General features: G+C 44.4%; 18 protein-coding genes. 8 read left to right on the top strand and 10 right to left on the bottom strand.

From position 1 onward, the window contains the following. Positions 1–689 (bottom strand): LysR substrate-binding domain-containing protein (locus tag VIN08_RS28105; protein WP_331973003.1); only part of this gene is annotated, 689 nt, incomplete at its 3' end. A 140-nt stretch (positions 690–829) separates the two neighbouring features. On the opposite strand from VIN08_RS28105, the gene VIN08_RS28100 reads away from it, so the two are divergent. Together VIN08_RS28100 and VIN08_RS28095 are read left to right on the top strand one after the other, a co-directional pair. Continuing rightward, positions 830–1,375: a peroxiredoxin gene (locus VIN08_RS28100; RefSeq protein WP_414693323.1), complete on the top strand. Its 546-nt coding sequence runs from the start codon at positions 830–832 to the stop codon at positions 1,373–1,375. A 6-nt stretch (positions 1,376–1,381) separates the two neighbouring features. After that, a complete protein-coding gene (locus VIN08_RS28095) occupies positions 1,382–1,975 on the top strand; it encodes a carboxymuconolactone decarboxylase family protein (protein ID WP_331972999.1) in 594 nt (197 codons plus the stop codon). 228 nt (positions 1,976–2,203) lie between these two features. On the opposite strand, the gene VIN08_RS28090 is transcribed toward VIN08_RS28095, so the two are convergent. Then, entirely contained in the window at positions 2,204–3,163 is a 960-nt protein-coding gene (locus VIN08_RS28090) for a N(4)-(beta-N-acetylglucosaminyl)-L-asparaginase (RefSeq protein WP_331972997.1), read from the bottom strand. 79 nt (positions 3,164–3,242) lie between these two features. Beyond that, the gene (locus VIN08_RS28085) at positions 3,243–4,814 is read right to left on the bottom strand and encodes an acyl-CoA carboxylase subunit beta (RefSeq protein WP_331972995.1); all 1,572 of its coding nucleotides are present in this window, start codon (positions 4,812–4,814) and stop codon (positions 3,243–3,245) included. 191 nt (positions 4,815–5,005) lie between these two features. On the opposite strand from VIN08_RS28085, the gene VIN08_RS28080 reads away from it, so the two are divergent. Continuing rightward, a complete protein-coding gene (locus tag VIN08_RS28080) occupies positions 5,006–5,947 on the top strand; it encodes an exopolyphosphatase (RefSeq protein ID WP_331972993.1) in 942 nt (313 codons plus the stop codon). Here VIN08_RS28080 and VIN08_RS28075 read toward each other — a convergent pair. After that, the gene (locus tag VIN08_RS28075; protein ID WP_331972991.1) at positions 5,944–6,519 is read right to left on the bottom strand and encodes a DedA family protein; all 576 of its coding nucleotides are present in this window, start codon (positions 6,517–6,519) and stop codon (positions 5,944–5,946) included. The two genes, VIN08_RS28080 and VIN08_RS28075, sit on opposite strands and share 4 nt — an antisense overlap. A 4-nt stretch (positions 6,520–6,523) precedes the next feature. Next, on the bottom strand, positions 6,524–7,495 hold the full coding sequence (locus VIN08_RS28070) for a succinylglutamate desuccinylase/aspartoacylase family protein (protein ID WP_331972989.1): 972 nt from the start codon (positions 7,493–7,495) through the stop codon (positions 6,524–6,526). A gap of 232 nt (positions 7,496–7,727) precedes the next feature. On the opposite strand from VIN08_RS28070, the gene VIN08_RS28065 reads away from it, so the two are divergent. Both VIN08_RS28065 and VIN08_RS28060 read left to right on the top strand, forming a co-directional pair. Further along, complete coding sequence (locus VIN08_RS28065) at positions 7,728–8,129, top strand: hypothetical protein (RefSeq protein ID WP_331972987.1); 402 nt, start codon at positions 7,728–7,730, stop codon at positions 8,127–8,129. A gap of 13 nt (positions 8,130–8,142) precedes the next feature. Then, positions 8,143–8,850, top strand: coding sequence for a hypothetical protein (locus tag VIN08_RS28060; protein WP_331972985.1), 708 nt, complete (start codon positions 8,143–8,145; stop codon positions 8,848–8,850). 228 nt (positions 8,851–9,078) lie between these two features. Here the strand turns inward: VIN08_RS28060 and rimK are convergent, their stop codons facing one another. The 3 genes from rimK to VIN08_RS28045 form a co-directional block, all read right to left on the bottom strand. Then, entirely contained in the window at positions 9,079–9,987 is a 909-nt protein-coding gene (rimK, locus tag VIN08_RS28055) for a 30S ribosomal protein S6--L-glutamate ligase (protein ID WP_331972983.1), read from the bottom strand. Between the two features lie 8 nt (positions 9,988–9,995). Beyond that, complete coding sequence (locus tag VIN08_RS28050; RefSeq protein WP_331972981.1) at positions 9,996–10,448, bottom strand: ATP-dependent zinc protease; 453 nt, start codon at positions 10,446–10,448, stop codon at positions 9,996–9,998. A 102-nt stretch (positions 10,449–10,550) separates the two neighbouring features. Beyond that, on the bottom strand, positions 10,551–11,054 hold the full coding sequence (locus tag VIN08_RS28045; protein WP_331972979.1) for a DUF2911 domain-containing protein: 504 nt from the start codon (positions 11,052–11,054) through the stop codon (positions 10,551–10,553). 301 nt (positions 11,055–11,355) lie between these two features. Between VIN08_RS28045 and VIN08_RS28040 the strand changes: the two genes are divergently transcribed. Next, positions 11,356–13,842: a glutaminase family protein gene (locus VIN08_RS28040; RefSeq protein WP_331972977.1), complete on the top strand. Its 2,487-nt coding sequence runs from the start codon at positions 11,356–11,358 to the stop codon at positions 13,840–13,842. A gap of 293 nt (positions 13,843–14,135) precedes the next feature. On the opposite strand, the gene VIN08_RS28035 is transcribed toward VIN08_RS28040, so the two are convergent. Together VIN08_RS28035 and VIN08_RS28030 are read right to left on the bottom strand one after the other, a co-directional pair. Then, positions 14,136–16,505 (bottom strand): BamA/TamA family outer membrane protein, encoded by a 2,370-nt coding sequence (locus VIN08_RS28035; RefSeq protein WP_331972975.1) that lies wholly within the window; start codon positions 16,503–16,505, stop codon positions 14,136–14,138. Further along, positions 16,489–21,468, bottom strand: coding sequence for a translocation/assembly module TamB domain-containing protein (locus tag VIN08_RS28030; protein WP_331972973.1), 4,980 nt, complete (start codon positions 21,466–21,468; stop codon positions 16,489–16,491). The genes VIN08_RS28035 and VIN08_RS28030 overlap by 17 nt, the downstream gene beginning before the upstream one ends. 206 nt (positions 21,469–21,674) lie before the next feature. On the opposite strand from VIN08_RS28030, the gene VIN08_RS28025 reads away from it, so the two are divergent. Beyond that, positions 21,675–24,224: a DUF3857 domain-containing protein gene (locus VIN08_RS28025; protein ID WP_331972971.1), complete on the top strand. Its 2,550-nt coding sequence runs from the start codon at positions 21,675–21,677 to the stop codon at positions 24,222–24,224. 86 nt (positions 24,225–24,310) lie between these two features. Then, the gene (locus VIN08_RS28020; RefSeq protein ID WP_331972970.1) at positions 24,311–25,924 is read left to right on the top strand and encodes a DUF6377 domain-containing protein; all 1,614 of its coding nucleotides are present in this window, start codon (positions 24,311–24,313) and stop codon (positions 25,922–25,924) included. The last annotated feature ends 346 nt before the right edge of the window (positions 25,925–26,270 follow it).

Below are 26,270 nucleotides of genomic sequence, written 5' to 3'. Positions count from 1 at the left end.
GCTTTGAGTGTTTCGAAGGAACCACTCTGGTAGTTGAGTTGATGATGTGCTTTTTTATTTTTTGCAGAGCACAAATTTTCTACCTGGCCGCGAAAGCAGTGACCTTCTTCCAGCATCAGCAGGTTGTCGTACGTGAGAGTTTTGAGGTTGATGCGATCTTGCTGGTAATACTTCTGGCTTTCGCTGGTATATAGCAGTATAGGTTCGTAGAAGATGGGGATCTCGCGAATCTCCTTGTCATCGAGAGGAGTAACGAGTATAGCAACGTCCAGCCTATTGGTTTTCAGGTAATTGATGATCTCGTGCGTTTGCAGCTCCATCACGGTAAACGATGTGCCGGGATGTTTTTGTAAAAACTCATTGAGAAAACGCGGGAGTAAATAGGGGGCGAGTGTCGGAATTACTCCTAACCTGAATTCTCCTTCGATCGAATCTTTTTCACTGCGAATAAATTCCTTCAGGTTCTTTACCTCTTGCAATATCTGCCTCGCGCGACTAATGATGATCTCACCGGAAGGTGTAGGCTTGAGCGGCACACCTTTCTGAAAGATTTTTACATCCAGTTCGTCTTCCAGTTTTTTTACCATCATGCTCAGTGTTGGCTGCGTTACATGACAATGTTCAGCAGCCTTCACGTGATTACGATGTATATCAAGTGCTACTATATATTCTAATTGTTGCAAGTTCATTCGATTGCAAATATCGTTAAATCGGTGTAATAAATATTACCAATACATTAATAAGTAATATTGATGTGGTTTATATCAATTGCAAATATATTTTTGTGCTATTCACAAACAAACAATTTTAAAATCTTATGAGTAAAGGTATTCTTTCTGTTGGTCAGCCCTTCCCTGCGTTCAAGAAGGCTGCTGTTGTATCGTTGGAAAAAGGAAAAGAATTTTTTGATATCAGTTCAGAAGACTTCGTAAATGAAGAGGGTCGTTGGACTGTAATGTTCTGGTGGCCGAAAGATTTCACTTTTGTTTGCCCTACTGAAATTGCTGAGTTCAATAAAAATTATGGTGAGTTCCGTGATCGCAGCGCGAACCTGATCGGTGCTTCTACTGACTCCGAGTTCGTTCACCTGGCGTGGAGAAAAAATCACGATGATCTCCGCGATCTGAAATTCCCGATGCTGGCTGATACTTCTAAATCACTGGCTGAAGAACTGGGTATACTTGAACCAAATGAAAAGATCGCTTACCGCGCAACGTTCATCATCGATCCACAAGGTGTTATCCGTTGGGTAAGTATCTATGACCTGAACGTAGGTCGTAACGTGAAAGAAGTTATCCGCGTGTTAGATGCACTTCAAACAGATGAGCTTTGCCCTTGCAATTGGGAAAAAGGTAAAGAGACATTGAAAGTATAGTTTGTAATGGAATCAACTATAACATATTCAGAAAGCACGCAGGAGTTTCTCGACTTCCTGAAGTTAGAGAAGGATTACAGTACCTATTCGCTCGACTTGCTTGAAGAAGGTAAGTCACGTTACCTCGCGGATCTGAAACTAAACTTCAAAAACTCTTTCGAGAGTGACTATCTTTCGAAGAAGGAGATCGCGCTGCTTGGTGTTGCATTAGCTGTGAATGCCACGAATAGAATACTTCGTGAATTCTTTGCCGACAATGCGCGTCAGGAAGGTGCTTCGCCTGAAGAGATCGCTGAAGCTGTAGCGTGTTCATCGCTGTTGAGTGCGAACAATGTGTTCTATCGCTTCCGTCACTTTGTAAACAAAGAAAAGTATAACGAGATACCGGCCCGCATCAAGATGAACATCATGGGGCGCCCTGTAACCGGTAAAGAGTTCTTTGAACTGATAAGTCTGGCGGTAAGTGCTGTGAATGGTTGCGAGATGTGCGTGAAGTCGCACGAAGCATCACTGATCGAGCTCGGTGCAAAAGAAGAACGTATATTTGAAGCAGTACGTCTCGGTGCTGTGATCACAAGCCTGAGTAAAGTAGTTTACTAGTAGTTTGTTTATCAGATAAATTGAGAAAGCAAAAGCCCGGAGAGATCCGGGCTTTTCTGTTATTGTTTAACCGTTACTCGTTAGCAGTTACTCGTTGGTGTGTGATGATATATATAGTATATACTTTCTGCTAAAGCGTATCGAGTGTTCCCCCCGACATCACATCACACTGTTACCCGAATAACGGAATAACGGAATAACTATTAACGAATAACGTTTGACGACTCACTAAAAGTGGCTCGTGCCATCGTACAGATTATTCCCTGCCGAAGTATGCACCGCATACGTAAATCCTTTCTGCAGGCAGTATGCTCCGTATTCACCTTGTTTGTTCAGGGCTAAAAATCCAACCTGTACCTGTTTGGCTTTCTCCGGACTCTTTTTCAAAATGCGTTCAACGGCCAGCCTACACGCATCTTGTGGAGAATTACCCTGGCGCATCAACTCTACTACCAGGTGACATCCCACTATACGAATTACTTCTTCGCCTACACCGGTAGAGGTAGCAGCACCTACTTCGTTATCGACATATAGTCCAGCACCTATAATAGGAGAGTCGCCCACGCGACCATGCATTTTATAGGCCATGCCACTGGTAGTACATGCTCCGGAGAGATTTCCGTTTGCATCTAATGCGATGATACCGATCGTGTCATGATTTTCTATATTGGCGATCGGTTTATACTCAGCTTTCTTCAACCACTCTTTCCATGCTTTCTCCGATTCTTTTGTAAGCAGTTTTTCTTTTTTAAATCCGTTCGCTAATGCGAACTGTAATGCGCCTTCGCCTGCGAGTATAACGTGCGGAGTTTTTTCCATCACCTTACGCGCTACAGATATAGGATGAACGATGTGTTCCAGAAAAAGTACAGAACCACAGTTGCCGTTCTCATCCATGATGCACGCATCGAGTGTAACGTGACCATCACGATCGGGTAATCCGCCAAGTCCTACGGATGTTTCTTTTGGATCACCTTCCGGTACACGTGCTCCGGCTTCAACAGCATCCAATGCTCTTCCTCCGGATGATAGAATTTTCCAGGCTTCTACATTGGCAGCAAGACCGAAGTTCCAGGTAGAAAGAACGATCGGCTTCTGCGGGGCCGCGCTTTTTGCAAAGCTCTTGCTAAAGGGTAAGAACGATGCACCCAGTGCGGAGAGTTGAATAAATTTTCTGCGGGTGGTCATTATGTTTCAGGTTAATGGTTCAATGTCTTGGTTCGATGTACTAAGCGTTAAACGAAATATATAGTGTTGTTATACTCTCTTATAGTGGAATGTTACTGTGTTTTTTCCTGGGGAGTTTGGCTACTTTGTTTTCCAGCATGGCAAATGCACGGATCAGTTTTTCGCGAGTCTGGTCAGGGTATATAACTTCATCTATATAGCCGCGGTGTGCTGCGCGATAGGGGTTGGCAAACTTCACGGTATATTCATCGATCTTCTCATTAAGCTTGGCTTCGGGACTGCTTGCTTCGGCAATTTCTTTCTTGAATATAATCTCCGATGCACCTTTGGCACCCATCACGGCAATCTCGGCAGTAGGCCATGCATAGTTCAGGTCGGCCCCTATATGTTTGGAGTTCATCACATCGTATGCACCACCGTAGGCTTTGCGCGTGATAACCGTAACGCGCGGCACGGTAGCTTCCGAAAATGCGAAGAGTAATTTTGCTCCGTTGGTAATTATACCATGCCACTCCTGGTCAGTGCCGGGTAAAAATCCGGGTACATCTTCAAACACCAGCAGCGGTATATTAAAGCAATCGCAGAAGCGAACAAAGCGCGCACCTTTTACGCTGGAGTTTATATCCAATACACCTGCAAGTGATGCGGGTTGGTTGCCTACAACACCAATACTGCGACCTGCTATACGGGCAAAGCCCACTACTATATTTTCAGCAAAATTCTTATGTACTTCAAAGAAGCTTCCTTCATCTACCACTTCGTTGATAACCTCGCGCATATCATACGGTTGGTTCGGGTTGGCAGGTATAATGTTGTTGAGTACTTCGCGTTTTTCGTTGCCGGCAGTATAGGGCAACCGTGGTGCCTCGTCTTCGCAGTTCTGCGGAATATAGCTGAGTAATTTCTTCAGATAGGTAATACACTCAATTTCATTTGCGCAGGCAAAATGTGTAACGCCACTCTTGGAGCTGTGTGTTTGTGCGCCACCTAATTCTTCTGCCGTTACGTTCTCGTGTGTTACGGTCTTTACTACGTTTGGCCCGGTAACAAACATGAACGATGTATTTTCTACCATGAAAATAAAATCAGTGATAGCCGGAGAATATACTGCGCCTCCAGCGCATGGGCCCATGATGGCAGAGATCTGAGGGATCACGCCTGATGCAAGTGTATTTCTGTAAAATATATCCGCATAGCCACCCAGTGATACTACACCTTCCTGGATGCGGGCTCCACCCGAATCGTTCAGACCGATGATCGGTGCTCCGTTCTTCATGGCCAGGTCCATGATCTTTACAATTTTCTCTGCATGTGTTTCGGAAAGTGTACCGCCAAATACTGTGAAGTCTTGCGAGAACACATATACCAGCCTACCGTTTACAGTGCCGTACCCGGTCACTACACCATCACCGAGATAATATTCTTTGTCGAGACCAAAATCTTTGCTGCGGTGCATTACAAACTTTCCGAGTTCTTCGAAAGAACCCTCGTCCAGTAAAACATGAATGCGTTCGCGGGCAGTAAGTTTTCCTTTAGCGCGCTGTTGCTCAATGCGTTTTTCGCCACCGCCAGTCAGCGCTTCCTGATTTTTACGTTCCAGTTCATCGAACTTTTGCTGCAATGCAGATTCCCGGGTTATTCGTTTGGCCATCTTGGGTAAGAATTTGACTTAAATATAATCATGAACCGTTAACCGTTATCAGTTAATAGCATAAGTCGATCTTATGGATGACGACTAACGACTAACGTATAACAGGCAACGAATAACGTGTACCGGCTAACCGCACTTTCGCTGTTGCCTGTGAATAATAAATTAGTATCTTCACGCGCCTCCTACGACCCATGAATAGTAAAATTGCCATCATTGACATGGGAACGAACACGTTCCACCTGTTGATTGCCGAAGCGGATGAACGCGGTTATCGCATCATTTCACGCGAGCGACTGGCAGTAAAGATCGGTATGGGTGGCATCAACCAGGGAGTGATTACCGAAGCAGGCATCCATCGTGCGCTGCTTGCTATGCAAAGTTTTAAGAATACCATTGAGCTCACGGGCGTAACGCATGTATATGCTTTCGGCACGAGTGCGTTGCGTAATGCGAGCAATAGCGAGGAGGTGGTATCAAAAATAAAAGCACTTACCAATATTGATGTTAATATAATTTCTGGCGACAAGGAGGCGGAATTTATTTACCTCGGGGTAAAAGCTGCGCTGCACATGGAACACGAGAAATCGCTCATCATAGATATAGGAGGTGGCAGTGTTGAGTTTATTATTGGCGATAATGATACTATCTTCTGGAAGCGCAGTCTTGAAATAGGCGCGCAGCGACTGCTCGAACAGTTCCATAAGAACGACCCGATAACACCAGCCGAGATAGAAGCACTCGATGCCTACTTTGCTGAAGCACTGGTGCCCGTGTTTGATGCGTTAAAGATTCACCATCCGGAGATACTGATAGGATCGTCCGGTACATTTGATACACTCAGCGATATATTCTGTATTCAACACGATATTCATAAAACGGCAGAGGAGATTGAAACACCTTTGTCGTTGGCAGGATTTTATGAAATATACCAGGAGCTGCTTCAGAAGAATCGCGCAGAGCGCATGCTTATACCCGGTATGATCGAGATGCGTGTAGACATGATCGTTGTGGCGTGTTGCCTGATACGTTATCTGCTGGAGCACCACGCTTTCAGACGCATTCGCGTTTCTACCTATTCATTGAAAGAAGGTGTATTTGTTTCGCTTATAAACTCATTGAAACAACACGCTTAAGACTCCGGTGTATGTGGGGCAATCTCTTTGCTGGTAATGCGTTTTACCAGGTAGCCGATAACTAATCCGAAGCAGGCAAATCCAAGAACAATCAACAGTATATTTTCTTCAAAAGCATCTGTCTTCAGGTCGAAGAACTTTCCTACAAAATAGCCGATGGTACTTACAGTAGATGCCCATATCACACCACTGATAATACTATAGAGTAAAAACTGAAGCGGGCGCACACGACTCATACCAATGATCAACGGAATGATGATACGAAAGCCATAGAGAAACCGGTAGGTAAACAGAATCTGCAGTTTATGTTTTCCGAAGAAGAGCGCCACCGGTTGGAATTTTTCTTTCAGTGCCGGTCTGCGTTCAATAAAATATTTGCCATTAAGCCGACCGATGGTATAGTATAGCCAGTCGCTGATAAACGATCCGGCAAATCCAAAGAACACTGTATAGGGGCCTTCAAACAATCCATGATGGATTAATGATGATGCTACCAGTATAGAAGTTTCTCCTTCCAGAAAAGTGCCGATCATCAAGGCTATATATCCGTATTGCTCCAGAAATTTTTCCACGCGCTCAGTCTCCGAAATTATCCAGTCTGCACATATTATCCATACCAATGTGCATGAGCGCATCGCCTGCGTTGATGACCGGTATATTATTGAGTCCTACTACGTAACCTGTTACAGGCGCGGTAACTTTCTCTTTAAATTCACCAAAGGGATCGGTAATCGTTCCAACCCACTCATCCTTCTGCACTAATTGTCCGCAGTATACATTGGTTTGAAAGAGCCCCGCATTTTTTGCGCGGATCCACGTAGTACTCCAGATCACTTTATTTTCAACATCCGGCTGTGGAGCTTCATCGATCATATTGAGGTGTTTCATCAGGCGCAACGTACCTGCTATACCTTCCTTGATGGCGTTCTGATCAAAGCGAAGCGATTCACCACCTTCATATACTATAATATATTTACCACGCCTGGAGGCTTCCTTACGCAAGGAATTAGGTCGGAACGGAGAGTTGAGTGTAAACGGTGCATGAAAAGCTTCTGCCAGCTCTATATTTTTATCGTCAGTAAGCAGAGCGCGTACTTGCGGATAGTTGGCGCGCATAGCCCCACCGGTATGAAAGTCGATACCGTAGTCGATAACGGGTATAACTTCGTGCATAAGATGATAGGCCACGCGACTGGCCAGCGAGCCATTACGCGAACCCGGGAATGAGCGATTTATATCTTTACCATCCGGAACATCGCGCGAGTAATTCAGAAATCCATACATGTTAATGATAGGCATGCAAATTACCGTGCCGCGCTTGGGCTGATGCATGCCGCCATCCAGTATTCTGCGCACGATCTCCATACCATTGATCTCATCGCCATGCATCCCGGCAATCAGTGCCAGCACCGGCCCGTCTTCCAGACCGCGCGAAACATAGATCGGTGTATCGATGATCGTGTGCGAAGGCAGCCGGGCAATGTTAATATCGATCTCCTTAAATTCTCCGGGCAGAATAGTAGTACCAGCGATCTTCAGTTCTTTCATACAGTAAATCACGGAAAGTTAAGCATTTATAGGCTTTGGCGGTTAGTCGTTACTTGTTAATCGTTAACAGTTATCCGTTAATCGCGAAAAGTGTTCAGTGCCATCCACTACCACCACCAACTTTAACATTCGTTAATCGATGTTCCTTGTTCGATATTCAATTCCGTTATAATTTCAATACTTGCCTTATGGATTTCCCAGCGGATGTGCATCTATAAATCAAAACAGGAGTATGAATAAAATAAAAACGATTATAGCAATGTCAGTAATAGCAATAAGTGCGGAGGCGCAGTGGATGCCTGTAGGAGGAGGTGTGCAGGGAGAGCCGGTAAAAAAAGAAGTATTGCCACAGATCAGAGACGATGAAACTTCACGTGATAGTAATGGAAATATTAATGCGCTGGTAGTATACCAGGGTGAGCTATATGCAGCCGGTTCGTTTAAAACTGCCGGAGGCAAGAAAGCTTCTAACATTGCCCGTTGGAATGGAAAAGAATGGCTGCCGGTTGGCAATGGTATACAGGGATCGATGATTACTGCATTGTGTGTATATAAAAATGAACTGTATGCTACAGGACTTTTTGATAAAGCCGGAAATATAGCTGTAAGAAATATAGCGCGCTGGAAATGGTAAAACATGGTCGGGCGTGGAAGGAGGCATTAACCAGGAAGCACGGGCCTTGTGTGTATATAAGGATGAACTATATGTAGCGGGAGAATTTACGGAGGCGGGTAAACAACCGGCAGAAAGTATAGCACGCTGGAATGGTAGTGCATGGCACGCAGTGGGAACGGGGTTGCCGAATAATGTATTCGCACTTACAGAATATAAAGGTGAACTATATGCAGGCGGTACATTTTCTACCGATGCTGCGGATAACAAAAAAGAAAATCTGTTTCGTTGGGATGGCAAGCAGTGGACAGGTGTAGCCATATTCAATGGTGCGATTACAAGCCTGGCAGTAAATAAAGATAAACTTTGCGCAAGCGGATATTTTAGTCACGCGAATGGTAAAGATGTATCCATGGTAGCGGAGACCGATGGCAAGAGCTGGTCTTCGGTAGGGAGTCCTATTGGTTACTATATAAACCGGGCAAGGACAGCCGTATATATACTCTTCTCGCACGAAAATATACTGTATGCCGGTGGTGAGTTTCGCGAAGCAGCCGGTATATCTGCGAATGGAGTTGCGTTGTATGACGGATCAGGCTGGAAGGCAATAGGTGCTGGTGCTGATGGATCGATTCACGCCTTTGCGATTTACAACGGTGAGCTATATGCAGCCGGAGCCTTCGATAAGGCAGGAGATGTAGAGGTAGGAAATATAGTAAAGACAACTATTAGTAGCCACTGATTGCCAACTTCTGCGTGAGTAAGAAACCCAATGACACAGCGATACACAAAGGAGGCACAGAGAGCATGGAGTAAATATAGCAAAGTATATTTATACCAGAGATTTAGGCAGTCAGGTGGAGCACCTGACTGCACTGTTATATTTTCTATAGGAAAGATTTTAGTCGGTCAGGGGAGAATACCCGACTGCACTATTAACTAGTATCCAGCAGCCTGAAGCCAGCAGCTTTTAAGCATTTACTTTGTCTTTCTGAATTTTCTTCTTCAGGGCGTGTTTCTCAACAAAGCGGATAATCTTGTCGGCTATATTTACCTGGGTGGCGGCTTCTATACCTTCCAGGCCGGGGGATGAATTTACTTCAATTATGAGTGGTCCGCGTTTGGAAGGGAGCATATCTACACCCGCTACCGTAAGTCCTACTTTTTTGGCAGCAGTAATAGCAGCATGTTTTTCCACGCGACTGAGTTTTATTACAGTAGCTTCTCCACCGCGGTGCAGGTTAGAACGGAACTCACCATCTTTCGCTTGTCTGCGCATAGCGCCTACTACTTCGCCATCTACTACAAATGCACGGAGGTCGGCACCTTTTGCTTCCTTAACAAACTCCTGTACAATGATGCGGGCATGCACACCGTGAAACGCTTCGATCACCGATTGAGCTGCTTTTTTATTTTCGGCCAGCATTACTCCGAGTCCTTGTGTTCCTTCCAGGAGTTTTATAATTACCGGGGCACCACCAACGGCTTCGAGTACATCTTCTGCATCGGCAGAGTAATCCATGAAAACAGTTTTCGGTAAACCGAGTCCTGCACGGGAAAGTATCTGCAGGCTGCGAAGTTTATCGCGAGAGCGGATCAGTGCCTGCGACTCAACAGCAGAGAAAACTTTCATCATCTCAAACTGTCGCACTACGGCTGCGCCATAAAATGTTACCGAGGCTCCGATGCGGGGAATGATCGCATCAAAGTAATCGAGCTTTCTTCCCTGGTATAGCACCACGGGATTTTTTTTCTCAATGAACAGCACACACTTCATGTGGTCAATGATCTCTACGGTATGACCGCGTGCTTCACCGGCTTCTTTTAAGCGTTGGGTGGAGTATAATTTAGGGTTGCGTGAAAGTATAGCAATGTTCATACGAGCGTCTAACCTTTGTTTTGTTTCAGGGCACGTTGCAATTTTCTTTTCTCTTTATAAGAGAGGTTCTTTTTCTTTACATCTATGACAAAACGGTCGCGCAAGATCTTTCGTCCTATTAAGATCGGAAATTTAAGTGAACCCCGGTTGCTCAGTGAAAATTCTGTTATTATTTCTTCGTTAAAAATTTTTAATGTTGTAACAATAACGAATCTGCGCTCACTTTCACCAAAAGAATTTTTTATATCTCTTACTTCAAAGTGGGGGAAGATAAATTTCATGCCTGTAAATTCAGGATGTTCTTCATCTAAGAGTACAAATTCTAAATTTCCGTTTACTATATCGGCTTTGGAACAATGCAGGCTGGAAGTAAAAGCACCGGTATCAATTTTAGCATGAATATTCTGAAGGCCCAGTTCGGGCAGATCAACACGGTCATAGCGGCCAAGAATCTTTTGCATTTCGGGTTCTTAACGGACGAAATATACTAGCCTCGGTGCGTTAAAAAAAGTTGTGCCACCGCGAGAGCAGTGGCACAAAGTTCTTGTAAATTTTTCTAAGATCTAGCCCTTTACTTTAAAAGCAACGGAAGTATTTTCCCATTTCATTACCACTTGGTCTTTTTCAACCGCAATAACAAAGGTCTCAACAAAAGCAGGAGTCTTGCCAGGTTTTACTGCTACACGAAAAACATCATCCGCACTTTTATAATTGTAAGCACCCCATTGTTTTGCTTCTTTGTTAACAATAATGGTCCATTCATTTTCGCCAGGTATAGTAAAGAGCGAATATTTACCGGCCGCTAAATCTTTACCTTCAATCTTTACCGGCTTGTCTACTTCTATAGTAGTAGCTTCGTTGGCACCGGTTCTCCATACTTCACCGAATGGAACGAGGCCACCCATAATTTTACGACCACGGGCAGATGGCTGGCAGTAAACGATCTTTACATTGGCAGCACCGATCTTGCCGGCTGTTTCTGCTTTAGGGCTGGCAGGTTTGTCTTGCGCAAATGCTGCCGTAAGCATAGTTGCGAATGCAAGTGTTAAAAAGGCGATTCTTTTCATGGCTTTTGTTTTTGGTTTTAGTTTTAATTGGGTGTTATACGCAAAAATGCCCCCGGAAGGCCAGGGGCATTGCATGAATATTTTTTAAATATTTACCTGTAAACTTCTTGTAAGAACGCTGCGCATAGGTAAAAGTTTCTGGAGAGCCGGTATTTAGTTTAATAAATTTATAAACGGTTTCTAATTTTCATGATTACACTCTAATTTCCAAACAGAAACTCAATGTGTGGTTTGTTTTCCTTACGTTCGGAACGAGCTTCGCAAATAATTTTATTTCAGGTTTACTATATCCCCCACAACCATGACCCTGAGCAATGTATATATCCGTATGAGTGTCAATAATAAAGTGACACTCGCATTACTTCTTTTTTTATTGATCCCGGCCGGGCTATACGCACAAATGGAAAAAGCACCGGCTTATCCGCTTATTATACACGATCCTTATTTTAGTGTGTGGTCGTTTACCGATCAACTCAACGCATCACCCACCAAACACTGGACAGGACAAGACCAATCGCTTACCGGCCTGGTAAAGGTAGATGGCACAGTATACCGCGTGTTGGGGAATAGCGCTAAAGTATACCAGACGGTTTTGCCAGCTTCTGATGAAACAGCCTATGAAAGTAAATATACTGAAGCAACACCCGCTGCCGACTGGATGAAACCTGCGTTTGATGACCAGGCCTGGAAAATCGGCAAGGCTCCCTTTGGCGATAGTAAGGGTGTATCCAACACACTCTGGCTTTCGCGCGATCTCTGGATTAGGAGAACATTTACATTGGAGCAAACGGATTTAAACAATCTTTTATTGAAACTGCAGCACGATGACAATGCCGAGGTATATATTAATGGTCAGCAGGTGTACCGCTATGCCGGGTGGCTCAACAAGTTTCAATACTTTCCACTGGATGCTGCCGCCCGAAAATTATTGAAGAAAGGTGAAAATATACTGGCGATACATGTAGAGAACACAGGAGGAGGCGCATGGCTGGATGCGGGTTTGGTACAAGAGCCTGTGGTGCAGAAAAAAGCAGATATAGTACAGGCGCAGCAGAAGCAGGTATATATTTCGGCTACGCAAACGCGTTATGAATTTACCTGCGGTAAGGCAGATGTTACACTCACCTTTACATCGCCTCTGCTGATGAATGATCTTGCTATACTCTCGCGGCCGGTTTCCTATATATCTTATAAAGTAAAAGCGAATGACGGAGCCAGTCACAACGTAGAGGTATATTTCGGAGCATCTACCGCGTTAGCTACCAACCTGCCGGTACAGGATGTAGTAGCGCAACACTATACTACCGACAAACTATCTATATTAAAAGCCGGTACAAAAGAGCAACCCGTGCTGGCCAAGAAGGGCGATGACTTGCGCATCGACTGGGGATATAGCTATATAGCTGTACCACTATCCGCGCAGGCACAGCAAAGTATAACAACGGCCGAAGAAGGAGCAGCGGTATTTACTTCCGGTAAAGCAAACAGTACTCAACATACGGTGGAAGGAAAAAATCTTACGCTCAGTACAACGGTACCGCTGGGGCAAATTGGCAGTGAAGTAAAAGAGCAATTGTTCCTGGTGGGATACGATGATATATATGCGATACAATACTTTGGAGAGAACCTGCGTCCGTGGTGGCGGCAGGATGCGTTGCAAACTATAGAGAAACAACTCACGCTGGCGTTGCAGGATTATCCTTCGCTGATAAAACTATGCACAACATTTGATCAGGGATTATATACCCGTGCCACGCAGGCAGGTGGAGAGGAGTATGCAAAACTTTGTGCGTTAGCCTATCGCCAGGCTATAGCAGCGCACAAGCTGGTAAAAAGTCCGCAGGGAGATATACTCTTTCTGTCGAAAGAGAATTATAGCAACGGGTGTATCAATACAGTAGATGTTACCTACCCGTCTGCGCCATTGTTCCTGGTATATAATCCGGATTTACTGAAGGGTATGCTCAATGGTATATTTTACTATAGCGAAAGTGGTAAATGGAAGAAGCCGTGGGCTGCACATGATCTGGGTACGTATCCGGTGGTTAGCGCACAGGTATATGGTGAAGATATGCCGGTGGAAGAATCGGGTAACATGATCATCCTTACAGCCGCTATAGCGAAGCGCGAAGGAAATGCTAATTACGCCAAACTCCATTGGCAGACGCTTACGCAATGGGTACAGTTCCTGGAGAAAGACGGATTTGATCCGGCCAATCAATTATGTACCGATGATTTTGCCGGACACCTCGCGCGCAATGCCAACCTCTCCGTAAAAGCGATTGTAGGTATAGGAGCCTATGCGATGCTTGCCGACATGCTTGGTGAAAAAGATACAGCCTCCAAATACAGGAAGGTAGCGGAAGACTTTGCAAAACGATGGATTGCCCTGGCGGATGATGGCGATCACTATACATTAGCTTTTGGCAAACCGGGCACGTGGAGCCAGAAGTATAATTTAGCATGGGATAAATTACTTCAACTGAATTTATTCCCAACATCGGTGTATAAAAAGGAGATCAAATACTACTTAGGCAAACAGAATAAATTTGGTTTACCGCTGGATAGTCGCAAGACCTATACTAAATCTGACTGGATTATCTGGACAGCAACGCTTGCTGATAACCCCAATGATTTCAAAGCACTCATATCGCCTATATATAAATACGCCACGCAAACTCCAACCCGGGTTCCGCTCAGCGACTGGCACGAAACCACCGATGGCAAACAAGTAGGCTTTCAGGCGAGAAGCGTAGTGGGAGGATACTTTATTAAGCTATTGGAGTAGGCGCTAGCCGTTAGCTGTTAATAGTTAATCGTGAGTGGGAAGTGATTTCGGACTTCTGTCTTCCAGACTTTTTATACTTCGCCATTCGTTAATCGGTGTTCCTTGTTCGATATTTAATTTCTCTATTTGTTAACTGTGCCTTTTACTCTTTCGGATAATTATTAACGGGATAAGGAACATCGATTAACGAATGTTGCAGTATAAATACACACTTCCATTCCGGCACACCTCCAGCAGCTAGTAGCCAGAAGCCAGCAGCTTTTTTAAATACGTTTAACCGATAACGGCTAACCCTAGAATGGATATCCAATCGCTATATTAAACACCAGGTTATTACCTCTCCATCGCGAGCTGCCTAGATCTATATCTTTTGTTACCCAGCCTTCGTTTGGTCTGCGCAATGGAAAGGCTACATCCAACCGAAGTATAAAGAAACTGAAATCAAATCGCAGACCGGCTCCGGTGCCTACGGCCAGTTGTTTCAGAAAGGTGTCGCGATGAAATTGTCCGCCTGCGCGGGTGGAGTCGTTGCGCAGCAGCCAGATGTTACCGGCATCTACAAACAATGCACCTTTCATCGACTTGATCAGATCGAAGCGAAACTCTGCATTGCCTTCCAGTTTCATATCACCACGCTGATCTACAAACAAAGAATTGTTGCGTGCCGGATCGCTGCGCACATCATACGAACCCGGACCGATAGAGCGTGCCGGAAATGCCCGTATACTATTCGATCCGCCAATGGCAAACTGCTTGATATAGGGCATCGTAGTAGAATTACCGTAGGCATAGCCTATACCGGTAACAATGCGCGTGGCAATTTTGTTGTGCGCATCCAGTTGCCAGTAATAGCGAAAGTCTATATCTCCCCGTATATATTGTGAGTATGGTGAGTTGAATATTTCGTAAGGCTCTTCACCTTTTTTAATTGTTTTCTGTACGGTGTTAAGCAGGTTACCGGCTACATCTATAGTTCCGTTAAGATAAAAATTATGTTCGCGGTATTTCTTCTCTTCATATTTCAATGCCATGCTCTCGGAGAGCTGTGTGTTGAGTGTATACGAGTAACGCGTGCCAATGATAAACTGATCTTCGAACGAACTGGCGAGTACACTGTTGCTGGCGAGCAATGCTTCAAACGCTGCTGATTTTTTATCGGTGCGAACAAAGTTTATATCAATAGGGAAAAGCTCGTGCGATTTCGATATACTTTCCTTCCAGTTATACCCGTAGCCGGCATTGAAGGAGTTGATACGGAAGAAGCTCACGCGATTCTGCAAATTGAAACCGATCTTGAATTGTGTCTTGGGTAAATAGCGACTTGAATTATAATTGATCCTGATGGGCGATATAAAACGCGGTATAGTAAGACTCGACTCGAGCCCTGCCTCAAAAGAATTTAATGCACCGGACACCTGCCGGCTGATCTGCGATTCGTATGATGTATTTAATTTCAACTGGAATAATTCAGCACCGCGCAAAAAATTCCGGTTGGTAAACGTGAAGGCTACACCTGGCCCGACAAAGTTATTCGATTTGGAAACAGCCTGCACTTCTGCTCGCAGCGACTTCTTCCTGAGGGGGGTAAGGTATATATTGGCATCCAGCATGGAAGAATCTTTTCGCGGAGACTCCATGAATTTTACATTCACAAATTTGAATGCACCCAATCCCATCAGGTGTGTAAGCGTAAGTTCTTGTGCCTCGCGACTGTAAATGTGTCCTTTCTTCAGGTTGATCACATCGGTAATGATCTCCGGGCGGAACGCATGTTTATCATCAATATAATCGTAGCCGTTGATGGCAGTAGTATCGGCTTTGGTGGTTTGTATACTGTCAGTAGATAAACTATAATTCGGGAATACCCGAATCTGATCGAGATGATATATTCTGCGCGCGCGCGGGGGTATATCTTTTTCAAGCTTCAGCGTAAGATCTACTTTTCGTTTACCTACAGTGCTGTCGGCTTCAAATACGAGATAGCGGTTGTCGAAGTAATAGAAGCCATAGTTCTCTACTACTTCTTCTATGCGCATCTGCTCAGCCTGCATGCGCTCCACATCAAAACGTTGACCGGTATCCAGCAGCGATTCCTGTTGCAGCGACTGAAGTATAGCTTTATATATACTATCTTTTGGTTGCGGGTATTGTATACTACGCAAGCGGAACGGCCGGTATAGCTGTACGGTATATATTACTTTGCCTTCCTTTCCTTTGATGATCGTTTCCTGGCTCACCGTAGAGCGAAAATAACCTTCGTTGTGCAGTTGTCCTTCCAGTATTTTAGCCGTGCGGTCGGGTGTAGTCTCTTTCATAAACACCGGTGGTGCGCCCAGCTTGTTGCGTATAAAATTTCGTAACCCTCCCTTTTTCTTTTTTGGTGTGCCAGCTATATAGTAGAACCATACACCGGGACGCGCCTTCAGTAAACGCCCGTTGGGCTTGGGGTTGATATAGGTTTGCAACTCTTTACGCAATATCTTCTTGCGGCCTACGCGACTCTCCGGAGTTTCGAAGTTGATCTCGGCTCCGTTATAGAATACTTCATCTTCTTTCAGATATTTTGTACCCGTGCAGGAAACCAGCAGCCATACCGTTGTGAGCAGAAGGTATGACAGAGACGATGTACGATATGTTCCGCGAAGATCAGTTTTGCTTTGCATTGGCTTTAAAAAGTTCGCGAAGTGTATCGTAATCCTTGATATATATAATGCCGGCACCGGTCTCGATCAGTTCACCATCAATCATATCATAGTTGCTGTTCCGGAAACCGGTAATGCGAAGCCTTCCATCCTCGGTTAATTTATACTCCAGCGCAAGATCACCGATATAGTCGCCTAGAGAACTTTGGTTGGAAGTATTTCCCTCAACATCTACGTTGCCCGATACTTTTACTACGAGCCGGTTATTGAGTAATGATTTTGATAACCCTAACTGTAACTCAGTTTGTCCTTCGGCTCTGCCCGAGGTATAATCTTCATACGACTTCACATCAAACGAAAGTTGTACACCTTTTATATTTTCCGAGAGCCGATTCAGCTGGTCACTCAGTATACGACTCACACTGGTGCGGGCCGTAGCGGCCATATCTGATCCTCCCTGACTCTCCAATGGATTATCGGATATAAAGCGCTTCAGTATCAACAAGGCAAATACCTGTTTGTTCAGATCCGATTCGCGCGTATTAATGTCTTTGATCTTGGCATATATAGTGCCGCCAAACGCATTCTGTTTGTCTTGCGGCATATCCAGTTGAAAGTGTATATCCGGTGTGAGTAAATTTCCTTCTATAATCAGATATACCTCGAAGGGAAGCCGTTGCCGGTAGGTGTTAAACTCTTCTGCACTCGAAGAGGTAAGCTGACTGGCCACCAGGTCGATAGGAGAGGTTTCTACTTTGTAGAGTGCACGTATATTCATTTCCGGTTGCAGCAGATCGCCTGACCAGGTAATGGTACTTCCTTTCTCGATAGAGAATTCGCGCTTCACCAGTTTATAGAACGAAAGATTATAGGTACCCTGCGTAATTTCATACCGTCCCGATAACTCCATATCACCGGTTTCATCGATGCCAAACGTTAAGGTTGAATTTCCTTTAACTGAAAGTTTATCGCCCGTAGCAGGATCAACAATGATATTAAACGTTTCTCCATCGGTAAGCTCAATGTTGGCGGAAAGATCTATACCGGTAAATTTAGATGTTACCGTATCTTCCGGTTGTATCGAAGAGAGGAACGGATCTTTTTCTGCATCGCGATCAACAAACTTTACGATGCCCTCCTGTTCCAGAATTGTTTTCTGTGTTTGCGGAACAATATAGGTGAACTCGCTGCCTTTGCTGAGGCTCGCGTTCATTTGTACTTTCGGAAAATCGGATGTGCCGGTAATTCTTGCTTTTGTATTGATGCGCACATTGCCATAGAAGAGATCGTTATCATCTTCTGTAGTGTTGATAAGTTGAAAGTCATCAGCATTAAGCGTAAGAGCAAGGTCGAAAGAACGGAACGTAGTGGTCTTGATGCTGCCATCGATCACAGCAATATTATTCTTGTCGTCTTTGATTTTGAATTTACTCAGTGTGAGTCCTGATCCGGTAAGCTGTATACTTTCATTCTCCAATAGAAATTTACTGCCGATAATAGCAGGTGTAAACGTTGCCTCTTTAAAAGTAAGTATACCATCGATAGCAGGTTTGCTGGTATAGCCTTCAATCTTAACTTCGCCTGTAAGCGAGCCTTTCATATTTTTTACCTGCTTCATGGTAAGGGGTTCAATGGCCGCGAGATCAAGGCGTGTTAACGAAGTTTTAAAATGGATCTTCGGTTGTTCTTCCTGCGAAGTTATATATCCCGCAGCAACCAGTTCCATATTACTGCCTTCTGCACGGAGATCTATATTTAACGGGCCGTCTGCTGTTTTCCCCAGCGCCAGTGACAGATCGCCCCACGGACGATCGAGTATAGCCAGCTTATGTATATATAGTGTGGTGTTAAACGATGCCGACTGTGCCGAGCCCATGTTCAGGTCGCCATCAATAATACCCTTCAGCGGTGTGGCGCCTTCCACCAGGCTGGTTATGTTTTTCATATCCACTTCATGGAATGATAAATTTAACGTGGAGTCTTTGTCTTCTTTCTTGAATAAAAGAATGCGCTCATCACCTTTGGCTATATAAAAATTGTTAGGGGTTACACCGTTCCCTGTAAAGCGAAGTGTATTATAGAGTGGTGTTTTCCACGGCTCATAATTCAGCATCAGTTGATCTTGCAGGAAGCGAAACTGAAAATCATTTTTATAACTGTTGAATACACCACCCAGTATATATTTTTCTTTTTGCAACGAATCCAGAATGGTGAAGCGGGTATAGATAGAATCGTTCATTATACTCCCTGCCAGCTTCAATGCCTCCATACGCAGAGTATCATAATGAAGCTTTTTCATTTCGAAGGTATAGTCAAGCGATTGCTCATTCGAATTTATACCGAACACTATCGAGTCCATACGAAGACCCGCATAGTTTATCCTGGCCAGCTTTACCGCCAGCCATAGTCGTTTGGCTTCGCTATCAAACTCACCGGCAATTTGTCCGGGTACAAAAGGTTCGAGATCAGGAAAGATGATTTCCGTTAGCAGATCAGTATTTTTGATAACGAGGTTGAAATCGAAATTTTGTGGTTCCACGGGTTTATCGAATACAGAATCGTGCAGTGCAAAGTAATGATTGATATGTCGCTGAAGGGCTTCGGGCAGACTAAATATATTGATGTTGCCTTTAAACTCTCCTGATAAAATATCCGAATGAATTTCGATTTCGCTTTTGCCTTGCTGATCGATCGAAGCAAAGAGAAGAGAATCGACCGCATATAGTTTCGAACCATTAAATACAGCAACGTGCCGTATATCCACGTGCCCGTTCAGTACACGAAAGTCAGACGTTGCCAGGTTCACATCCAGTATACCGCGTGCCCGCAGTGGCCGTTCGGTAAGATGCAGCGCTTTGAAGTCGGCATTGATCAGGTTGAAGGTAAATTTATAGAGCGGTATATCTTCGCTGTAATTAAGATCTCCCTTCAGCGTGAGATCCAGATTTTTATCGTGCATCTTCGCATCACCGGAAAAGAAGTATTTCTTCAATGTTCCATCAACCGTCAGATCCCGATAGGTATAATGATTATAGCTAAATTCTTTCACCAGCAAATTTACTTTTGCATTTATAGCTTCCATACGAAAGCCTGCGCCTTTGGCGGAAGCCTCCAGCGCTAAGGTGCCCATAGTAGTATCGCGCAGCAGTTTGCCTATATCCAGTTTCTTTACGGCTACGTGCGCGTCATAATTTTCACGAGCCGTTTTATTGAAATTCATTTTCCCCCGTGCATCTATAGCGCCTATGTTGCTGGTAAGATATACTTTGGCCTCCGGTGCGTTTAGTGTACCTGTTGCATTGCCGGTAAGATTGATCCATTGAGGAAGTGCAATGGACTTGGGCAGGAGTGTATCAGGAAGTATACTGGCTATATCGTGCGAGGTTGTATAAAACTTTTGTAGTGACAAGTTCATTTGCGTCTTGTCTATATCCGGTAATCCTTTCAGCGTACCGTGAGCGTCCAGTTGTGTGCTGGTTAATGTTTGAAGATGAAGTTCTTTCAGCGTAAGGTCTTTCACAGAGCCGGAACACGAAAGGTGAGCAGCTATGCGTGTTTGGGGCGAAGCCGCTATCGGGAGACTGTCCAGCAGCGTTGGTACAAAATATAGTATATCTTTTAACAGCACAGAAGATTCATGCATATCCAGCTGTACCGTTGCATCGGCGTATTGCTCCGCTAATGTCTCGAGTGATGGAAACGTTGCGCGCGCCTCCAGGTTAACCGTACTGGTGGGTGTGTTGAAATGAAATTTTTCTATAGTAACAGAACGGCCGGTAAGTGCGAATAATGTTTTGAACGATGCTACACTAAAGCCGCTGCGTTCTTGTAACACGAGCTCTTTAATCTCTCCCGATACGTCTGAGCCTTTCAGCGCAAGATCTTCGGCCTGCAACGTACATTGTGTAAGCCAGAGGTGATTGAAGTCTATACCCTGTGTTATTGCAGGCTGATTGAAATCATAGTACTGTAAACTGTTATCCGTAAGATCGACTCTATTCAGGGATATATACCAGGGCTGTACAAAAGTTGTATCCGGTGTAGCCTTGGTGGCAGTTTGATTTTTGTTAGACCCCTGATGGTAAGCAATGAACGATCGTTGTAATGAAAATTCCCGGAGCTGTATGATCTGTTCATTCAGATCGAACTTCTCAGCTTCTACATGAGCTTCTGCTATATCTGCCAGTATATTTTGTCGTGAAGTCTCGTTGCTATAGCGGGCTTTTACAGTTTGCAGGGCTATAGCGTTGAATCCTATGCTCCATGGAGTTCCGTTTGAGGTTGTATCGGGTATAGAATCAATACTATCATTAACAGCAGGCTGTTGTACAACGGAGGCTCTGACATTTTTCAGAGCAATCTCGTCAGCATGAATCACAGAGCGATTCAGATAGAACTCATCGATTGCAACAGTTAATTCTCCTAACGATGCTTGCACATCATTTTTCTCCAATGAATCACGAAAGGCTACTCGCGCTTGTGTTATCGCCAGATCTTCCAGTGAAAATTCCCAGGGTGTTGTTGTTGTATCCGTTGGCGCTGCAACGGTATCCTTACTGGTAAAGGCCTCAACGATATAGGTAAAGTTAAAAGCGCTGTCGTTGGGTGAGCGATGAATAGTGGCATGGAGTGTGTCGAGCTGTATCTGATTAAGCTCGATTTTCTTTTGCGTTAGTCCCCACAGATCGGTATCAATGGCGAGCTTGCCTATATATAGCAGCGTATCCCGGTGCTGGTCTTCCAAGTAAAGTCCTTCGAGCACTACTTTCTTCGGAAACGAAAGACTCACATGCGCAAGTCGCACTTCGGTGCCGATCTTGTTTTTTAAAAATCCAACGGCTTCTGCTACAATTCTTCTTTGCACAGCAGGCACCTGGATGAGCAGGGAAACAGTTAACAGAAGAATAACCACCGAGAGGATAAACCACCCCAGTACTTTGGCAATTTTGATCAGGTATTTCTTCGGTCTCCAAGGTTCACTCATTTTCGATGCATTCCTGCTCGGATAATAATAAAATTATGCCATTTGTGGATAGGTTGCTGCCGACAATTTTCTACATAATCCCGGATAGGGTAATGCATAAGCTGTGTATATTTTCCACAAAATGGTACAATTGCATACTTTACCAATGCAGTTGCCTTTTATCGAACCAACAGAAAACTATATCTTTCGCCTTTAATCCTTACCTGATGAGAACGCTATATGTGGGCAGAGTCATTGCCAGCATTTTTATACTTTTTTCGTTGCATGCCAGTGCACAGCAAGTGCAGATAAAACCTATCCCGTCCTGGGTAGCCCCGCATGAACCCGACCTGACGGTTACAACTGATGCCAAGAGCTCCGGGAGTTCGTATTACCTGTTGCTCGATCGCCAGGAGAATATAGCCGAGCAGGTATATTTCAAACATCATGCTTACAAGATACTCACCAGCGAAGGCGTGCAGGAGATGTCGGATATAACGGCTACGTTCGATCCTGCCTACGAGAAACTCACTTTTCACAAGGTAGTGGTATATCGCAAGGGGCAGGTTATTAATAAGCTTTCGCAATCAGCCATACGTACCATGCAGCGTGAGCAGAGCATGGACCGCTATCTTTATGATGGTTCGCTTTCGGCTGTGATCAACCTGCAGGATATACGCGAAGGCGATGTTGTGGAGTTTGCTTATTCGGTAAAAGGTTACAACCCGGTGTTTGACGGACACTATACCAACCAGGTATACCTGGACTATTCGGTGCCAACGAAAGAACTGATCTATCGTTTACTCACGCCCGCATCGCACAAGCTGAATATAAAATATGGCAACGGTGAAGTGAGCCCGGTAACACGCTCATCAGGATCCATGACAGAGTATACCTGGACGCTGAACGATACAAAAGAATTGACAATCGATAATAATCTGCCAGGCTGGTATGATCCATACCGGTATATATTGCTTTCGGATTTTGATAAGTGGAGTGATGTGGCATCATGGGCACAAAAACATTTCAGGATACAGGATGCAGAGAAAAATCAGCTGAAGGTAAAGGTGAACGAAATGTTTGGTAATGTCAGCGGTGACTCTGTCGTGCACAAGGCTATACGCTTTGTGCAGGATGAAGTGCGATACCTCGGGTTTGAGTCGGGACTTAATTCGCACAAGCCTCATCCGCCATTAAAGATTTTTGAACAACGCTTTGGCGATTGCAAGGATAAGTCGCTTTTGCTAAGCACGATCTTGAATATATATGGTGTTGAGGCATATCCGATGCTGGTGAATACAACACTTCGTGGTCATATATCGGATTATCTTCCTTCCAATACATTATTCAATCATTGTGTTGTACAGATTATATACCAGGGCGATACATTTTATATCGATCCTACTATTAATAATCAGGGAGGCACATTGGGACATTATTATTTTCCGGCTTATGGTAAAGGACTGGTTATTCGCGATGGACAGACCGATTTGATTGAGCTGCCAAAGCCGACTGAATCTTCTGTCGATGAAGAACAGACCATTGAAATAAAGGAAGCGGGAACCGGTTATGCACTCTTGTCTATACGCACTACCTATAGCGGTGATGAAGCAGATACGCAACGCAGTACGTTTGCTAGCAACAGTATAGCAACGATGCAAAAGGGTTACATCAGCTTCTATTCAAATCTTTACCCGGACATTGTTGCAGAAGACACGCTGTTGATAGAAGATAACCGCGCAGAAAATATTTTTACTATAAAGGAGAGCTATAGAATTCCGTCCTTCTGGAAAACAACCGAAGGCAAGACGGAAAAATTATATGGCGAGCTATATGCTATGACACTCGAAACATATTTCAATGTTTCAAAATCAACTACGCGCACAGGACCCTACTATCTTACCTATCCGCTTAATTTTAATCAGAAGATACGGGTAAAATTACCGGAGTCGTGGAATGCCGCTATCGATAGTAAGGTAATTGAATCTCCGTTCTATAGCTATATCTATAGTATATCGTATAATGATGCAAAGCGCGAGTTAGTGATTGATACCGACTACAAAACACTGCAGGATTATATACCGGCCAGTGATGTGCCTCAGTTTGTAGAAGATCATACTGTAATGATGCGCAACCTTGGTTATAATTTAACCTACGATAAATCAATTGCCAGCAGTGGTGGTGGTTCGCACAACAACCTGGTGATCGGTTTAGCTGTATTGGTATTGATTATTTCAGCAAATTTTGGACTACGAATATACCGTGGATATGATCCGGAGCCTGAATTGCCCTGGTCAGAAGGTCAGCCGATAGGAGGATGGCTCGTGCTGGTCGGGATAGGTATCACGTTTTCACCCTTGGCATTGTTCTATTTTCTTTTCATAAGTAATGCTTCTCCTCTCAATGAAGGTGTATGGGTCATGCTGGTTGCATCCAAAAACTATGTTATCATCGCGCTCAGGGTGATAGAAATAATTCTGAGAACTGCCGGTGTTATTTTTTCAATCCTGGTAGTGGTACTCTTTTATCAGCGAAGAACATCGCTGCCAAAACTCATCATGATATTCTACGGACTTAATCTTGCTATTACCATTTTAACAGCCTGTATAGGTCTTAGTAGTGGCCCGGAGGCTTCCGTACGCAACGAATTATACCTTAACGTTTTTAAAAGTTTGTTAGTGGCTGCCATCTGGATACCATACTTCAACACATCGGTGCGTGTTCGCGAAACTTTTGTTGAACGATCAAAATCTCCGGGAGCAACCGGTTTTTTCTAAGGCGATTTATACGCTGTAAGGTCATTTCAGCAAGCCATTAAAATTCGTATTTTAATGGCTTTTACTTTTGTTATATACCTACTACCATGCGATTAGGGTTTCTTCTCGGATTTTTACTGGCAACTACCTGTGTGCTGGCCGACTCGGGCACGGACAAACGCCTGCAGGAGCTTGACGATATACTGCAACACCGCGAAGATTATGTGCGCCAAAAGAACGAGCGCATCAACCACCTGAAAGCCGAATTGAAGAACGCCACTGCAGCCAATCGCTATTTTCTCTACGTGCGGTTATGCGAAGAGTATAAAACGTTTACCTACGACTCTGCTTTTGTATATGTGCGCAAGCTGCAACGGGAGGCCTATCGCCTGGGCGATCCTTCTAAAATTGCCTCCGCCAAAGTAAAACTTGGATTTATACTGCTCTCGTCCGGCATGTTTAACGAAGCGCTCGATTCGCTGCTCACAGTAAAACAAAAATATCTGTCAGACAGTATGAAGATCAATTACTACGGGGTGATTGCCCGCACGTATTATGATCTTGTGGATTTTAACCGCGACCAATATTTCACCGAGCGCTACACGCAACTCGGCAATCGCTATATAGATTCAGCACTCATGTTGTGCAACAAGAGTTCGCACGATTACTATTCGCTGCGTGCCATGAAGTACCTGCGCATGGATAATTACCCGGCCGCCACGGCCGATCTCGAACATGTGCTCGCAACGCCCGGTATATCAGACGGTACACTGGCGATAGCCGCGAGTACCTTGGGCTATATCTTTCAGCAGGTAGGTCGCATGGATGATGCGATCAACATGCTGATAGAAGCTTCGAAGGCAGATAACCGGTCATCTACCAAAGAAACACTCGCTATACTAAACCTGGCGGAACTCCTGTATAAAAAAGGAGATGTACTTCGGGCGTACGATTATGTAAAGCTCGCGATGGACGATGCCAACTTTTACGGTGCGCGCCATCGCAAAATACAGGTGGCCGCTATATTTCCGATCATTGAAGGCAACAAGCTCAACACCGTAGAGCGGCAGCGCAGGTTGTTGTTTGTATATGCTATACTGATTACGGTGCTCTCGGCCATTACGGTATCATTCGCAGTGATCATTTACAAGCAATTCAAAAAACTGAAAGAAGCGGATGAGAACATCAAACGAGCCAATGCCGGTTTGCAGGAAGCCAACAACATGCTGCAGCAGGTTAACAATCACCTGATGGAAGCCAACAAGATCAAGGAAGAGTATATCGGTTATTACTTCAACATCAACTCCGAGTACCTGGTAAAGATACAGGCGTTCAAACAGGCCATCGATACCAAGCTGATGACGAAGAAGTATGACGACATCCGTTACGTGGTGAATAACATCAACCTGAAGAAGGAGCGCGAAGACCTATATTTCAGTTTCGATAAAGTATTTCTGAAACTCTTCCCAGATTTTGTTACCACCTTCAATTCATTCTTTAAAGAAGAAGATCGCATCGTGCTGAAAGATGGTCAGCTGCTCAACACCGAGCTGCGCATCTTTGCACTCATCCGCATGGGTATACACGACACGGAAAAAATTGCGAAGATCCTCGATTACTCCATCAACACTATATATAACTATAAGGCGCGGATCAAAAGTAAATCCATCGTTCCAAACGATGAGTTTGAGCAAAAGATCATGGAGATACGCGCGCTATAGGTTCATTTTCGTTTACAATTCATTTATATTTTTCAGCCGACTGATTTGGAGCAAGTGATTGATCTATAGTTGGTTGATCGTTCATGCGCCTGAAAAATCTTTACATTTTCATTGGATAAATTCTCCTTCCGGAAGGGACCCGCTTGCTTTGTCTTGCAAACGATGGCAACGCCCTATTGCATCGATTGCGATAAGATAAAACCCGAGTTATTAACCCGATCCTATGAAGGCTTTTCGTGTCTTACTGGCCATTACTTTTTGTGTTTCAACGCTGGTCTCCGGCAAAGACCGGAACCGACCACTTGAAGTCTATTCTCCCAACCACACCATCAAAGTACAACTGCTG

The organism is Ohtaekwangia sp., from assembly GCF_036568665.1.
Lineage (GTDB): Bacteria > Bacteroidota > Bacteroidia > Cytophagales > Cyclobacteriaceae > Ohtaekwangia.
The sequence above is the reverse complement of the archived record's forward strand: the minus strand, read 5'-3'. Positions and strand labels throughout refer to the sequence as shown.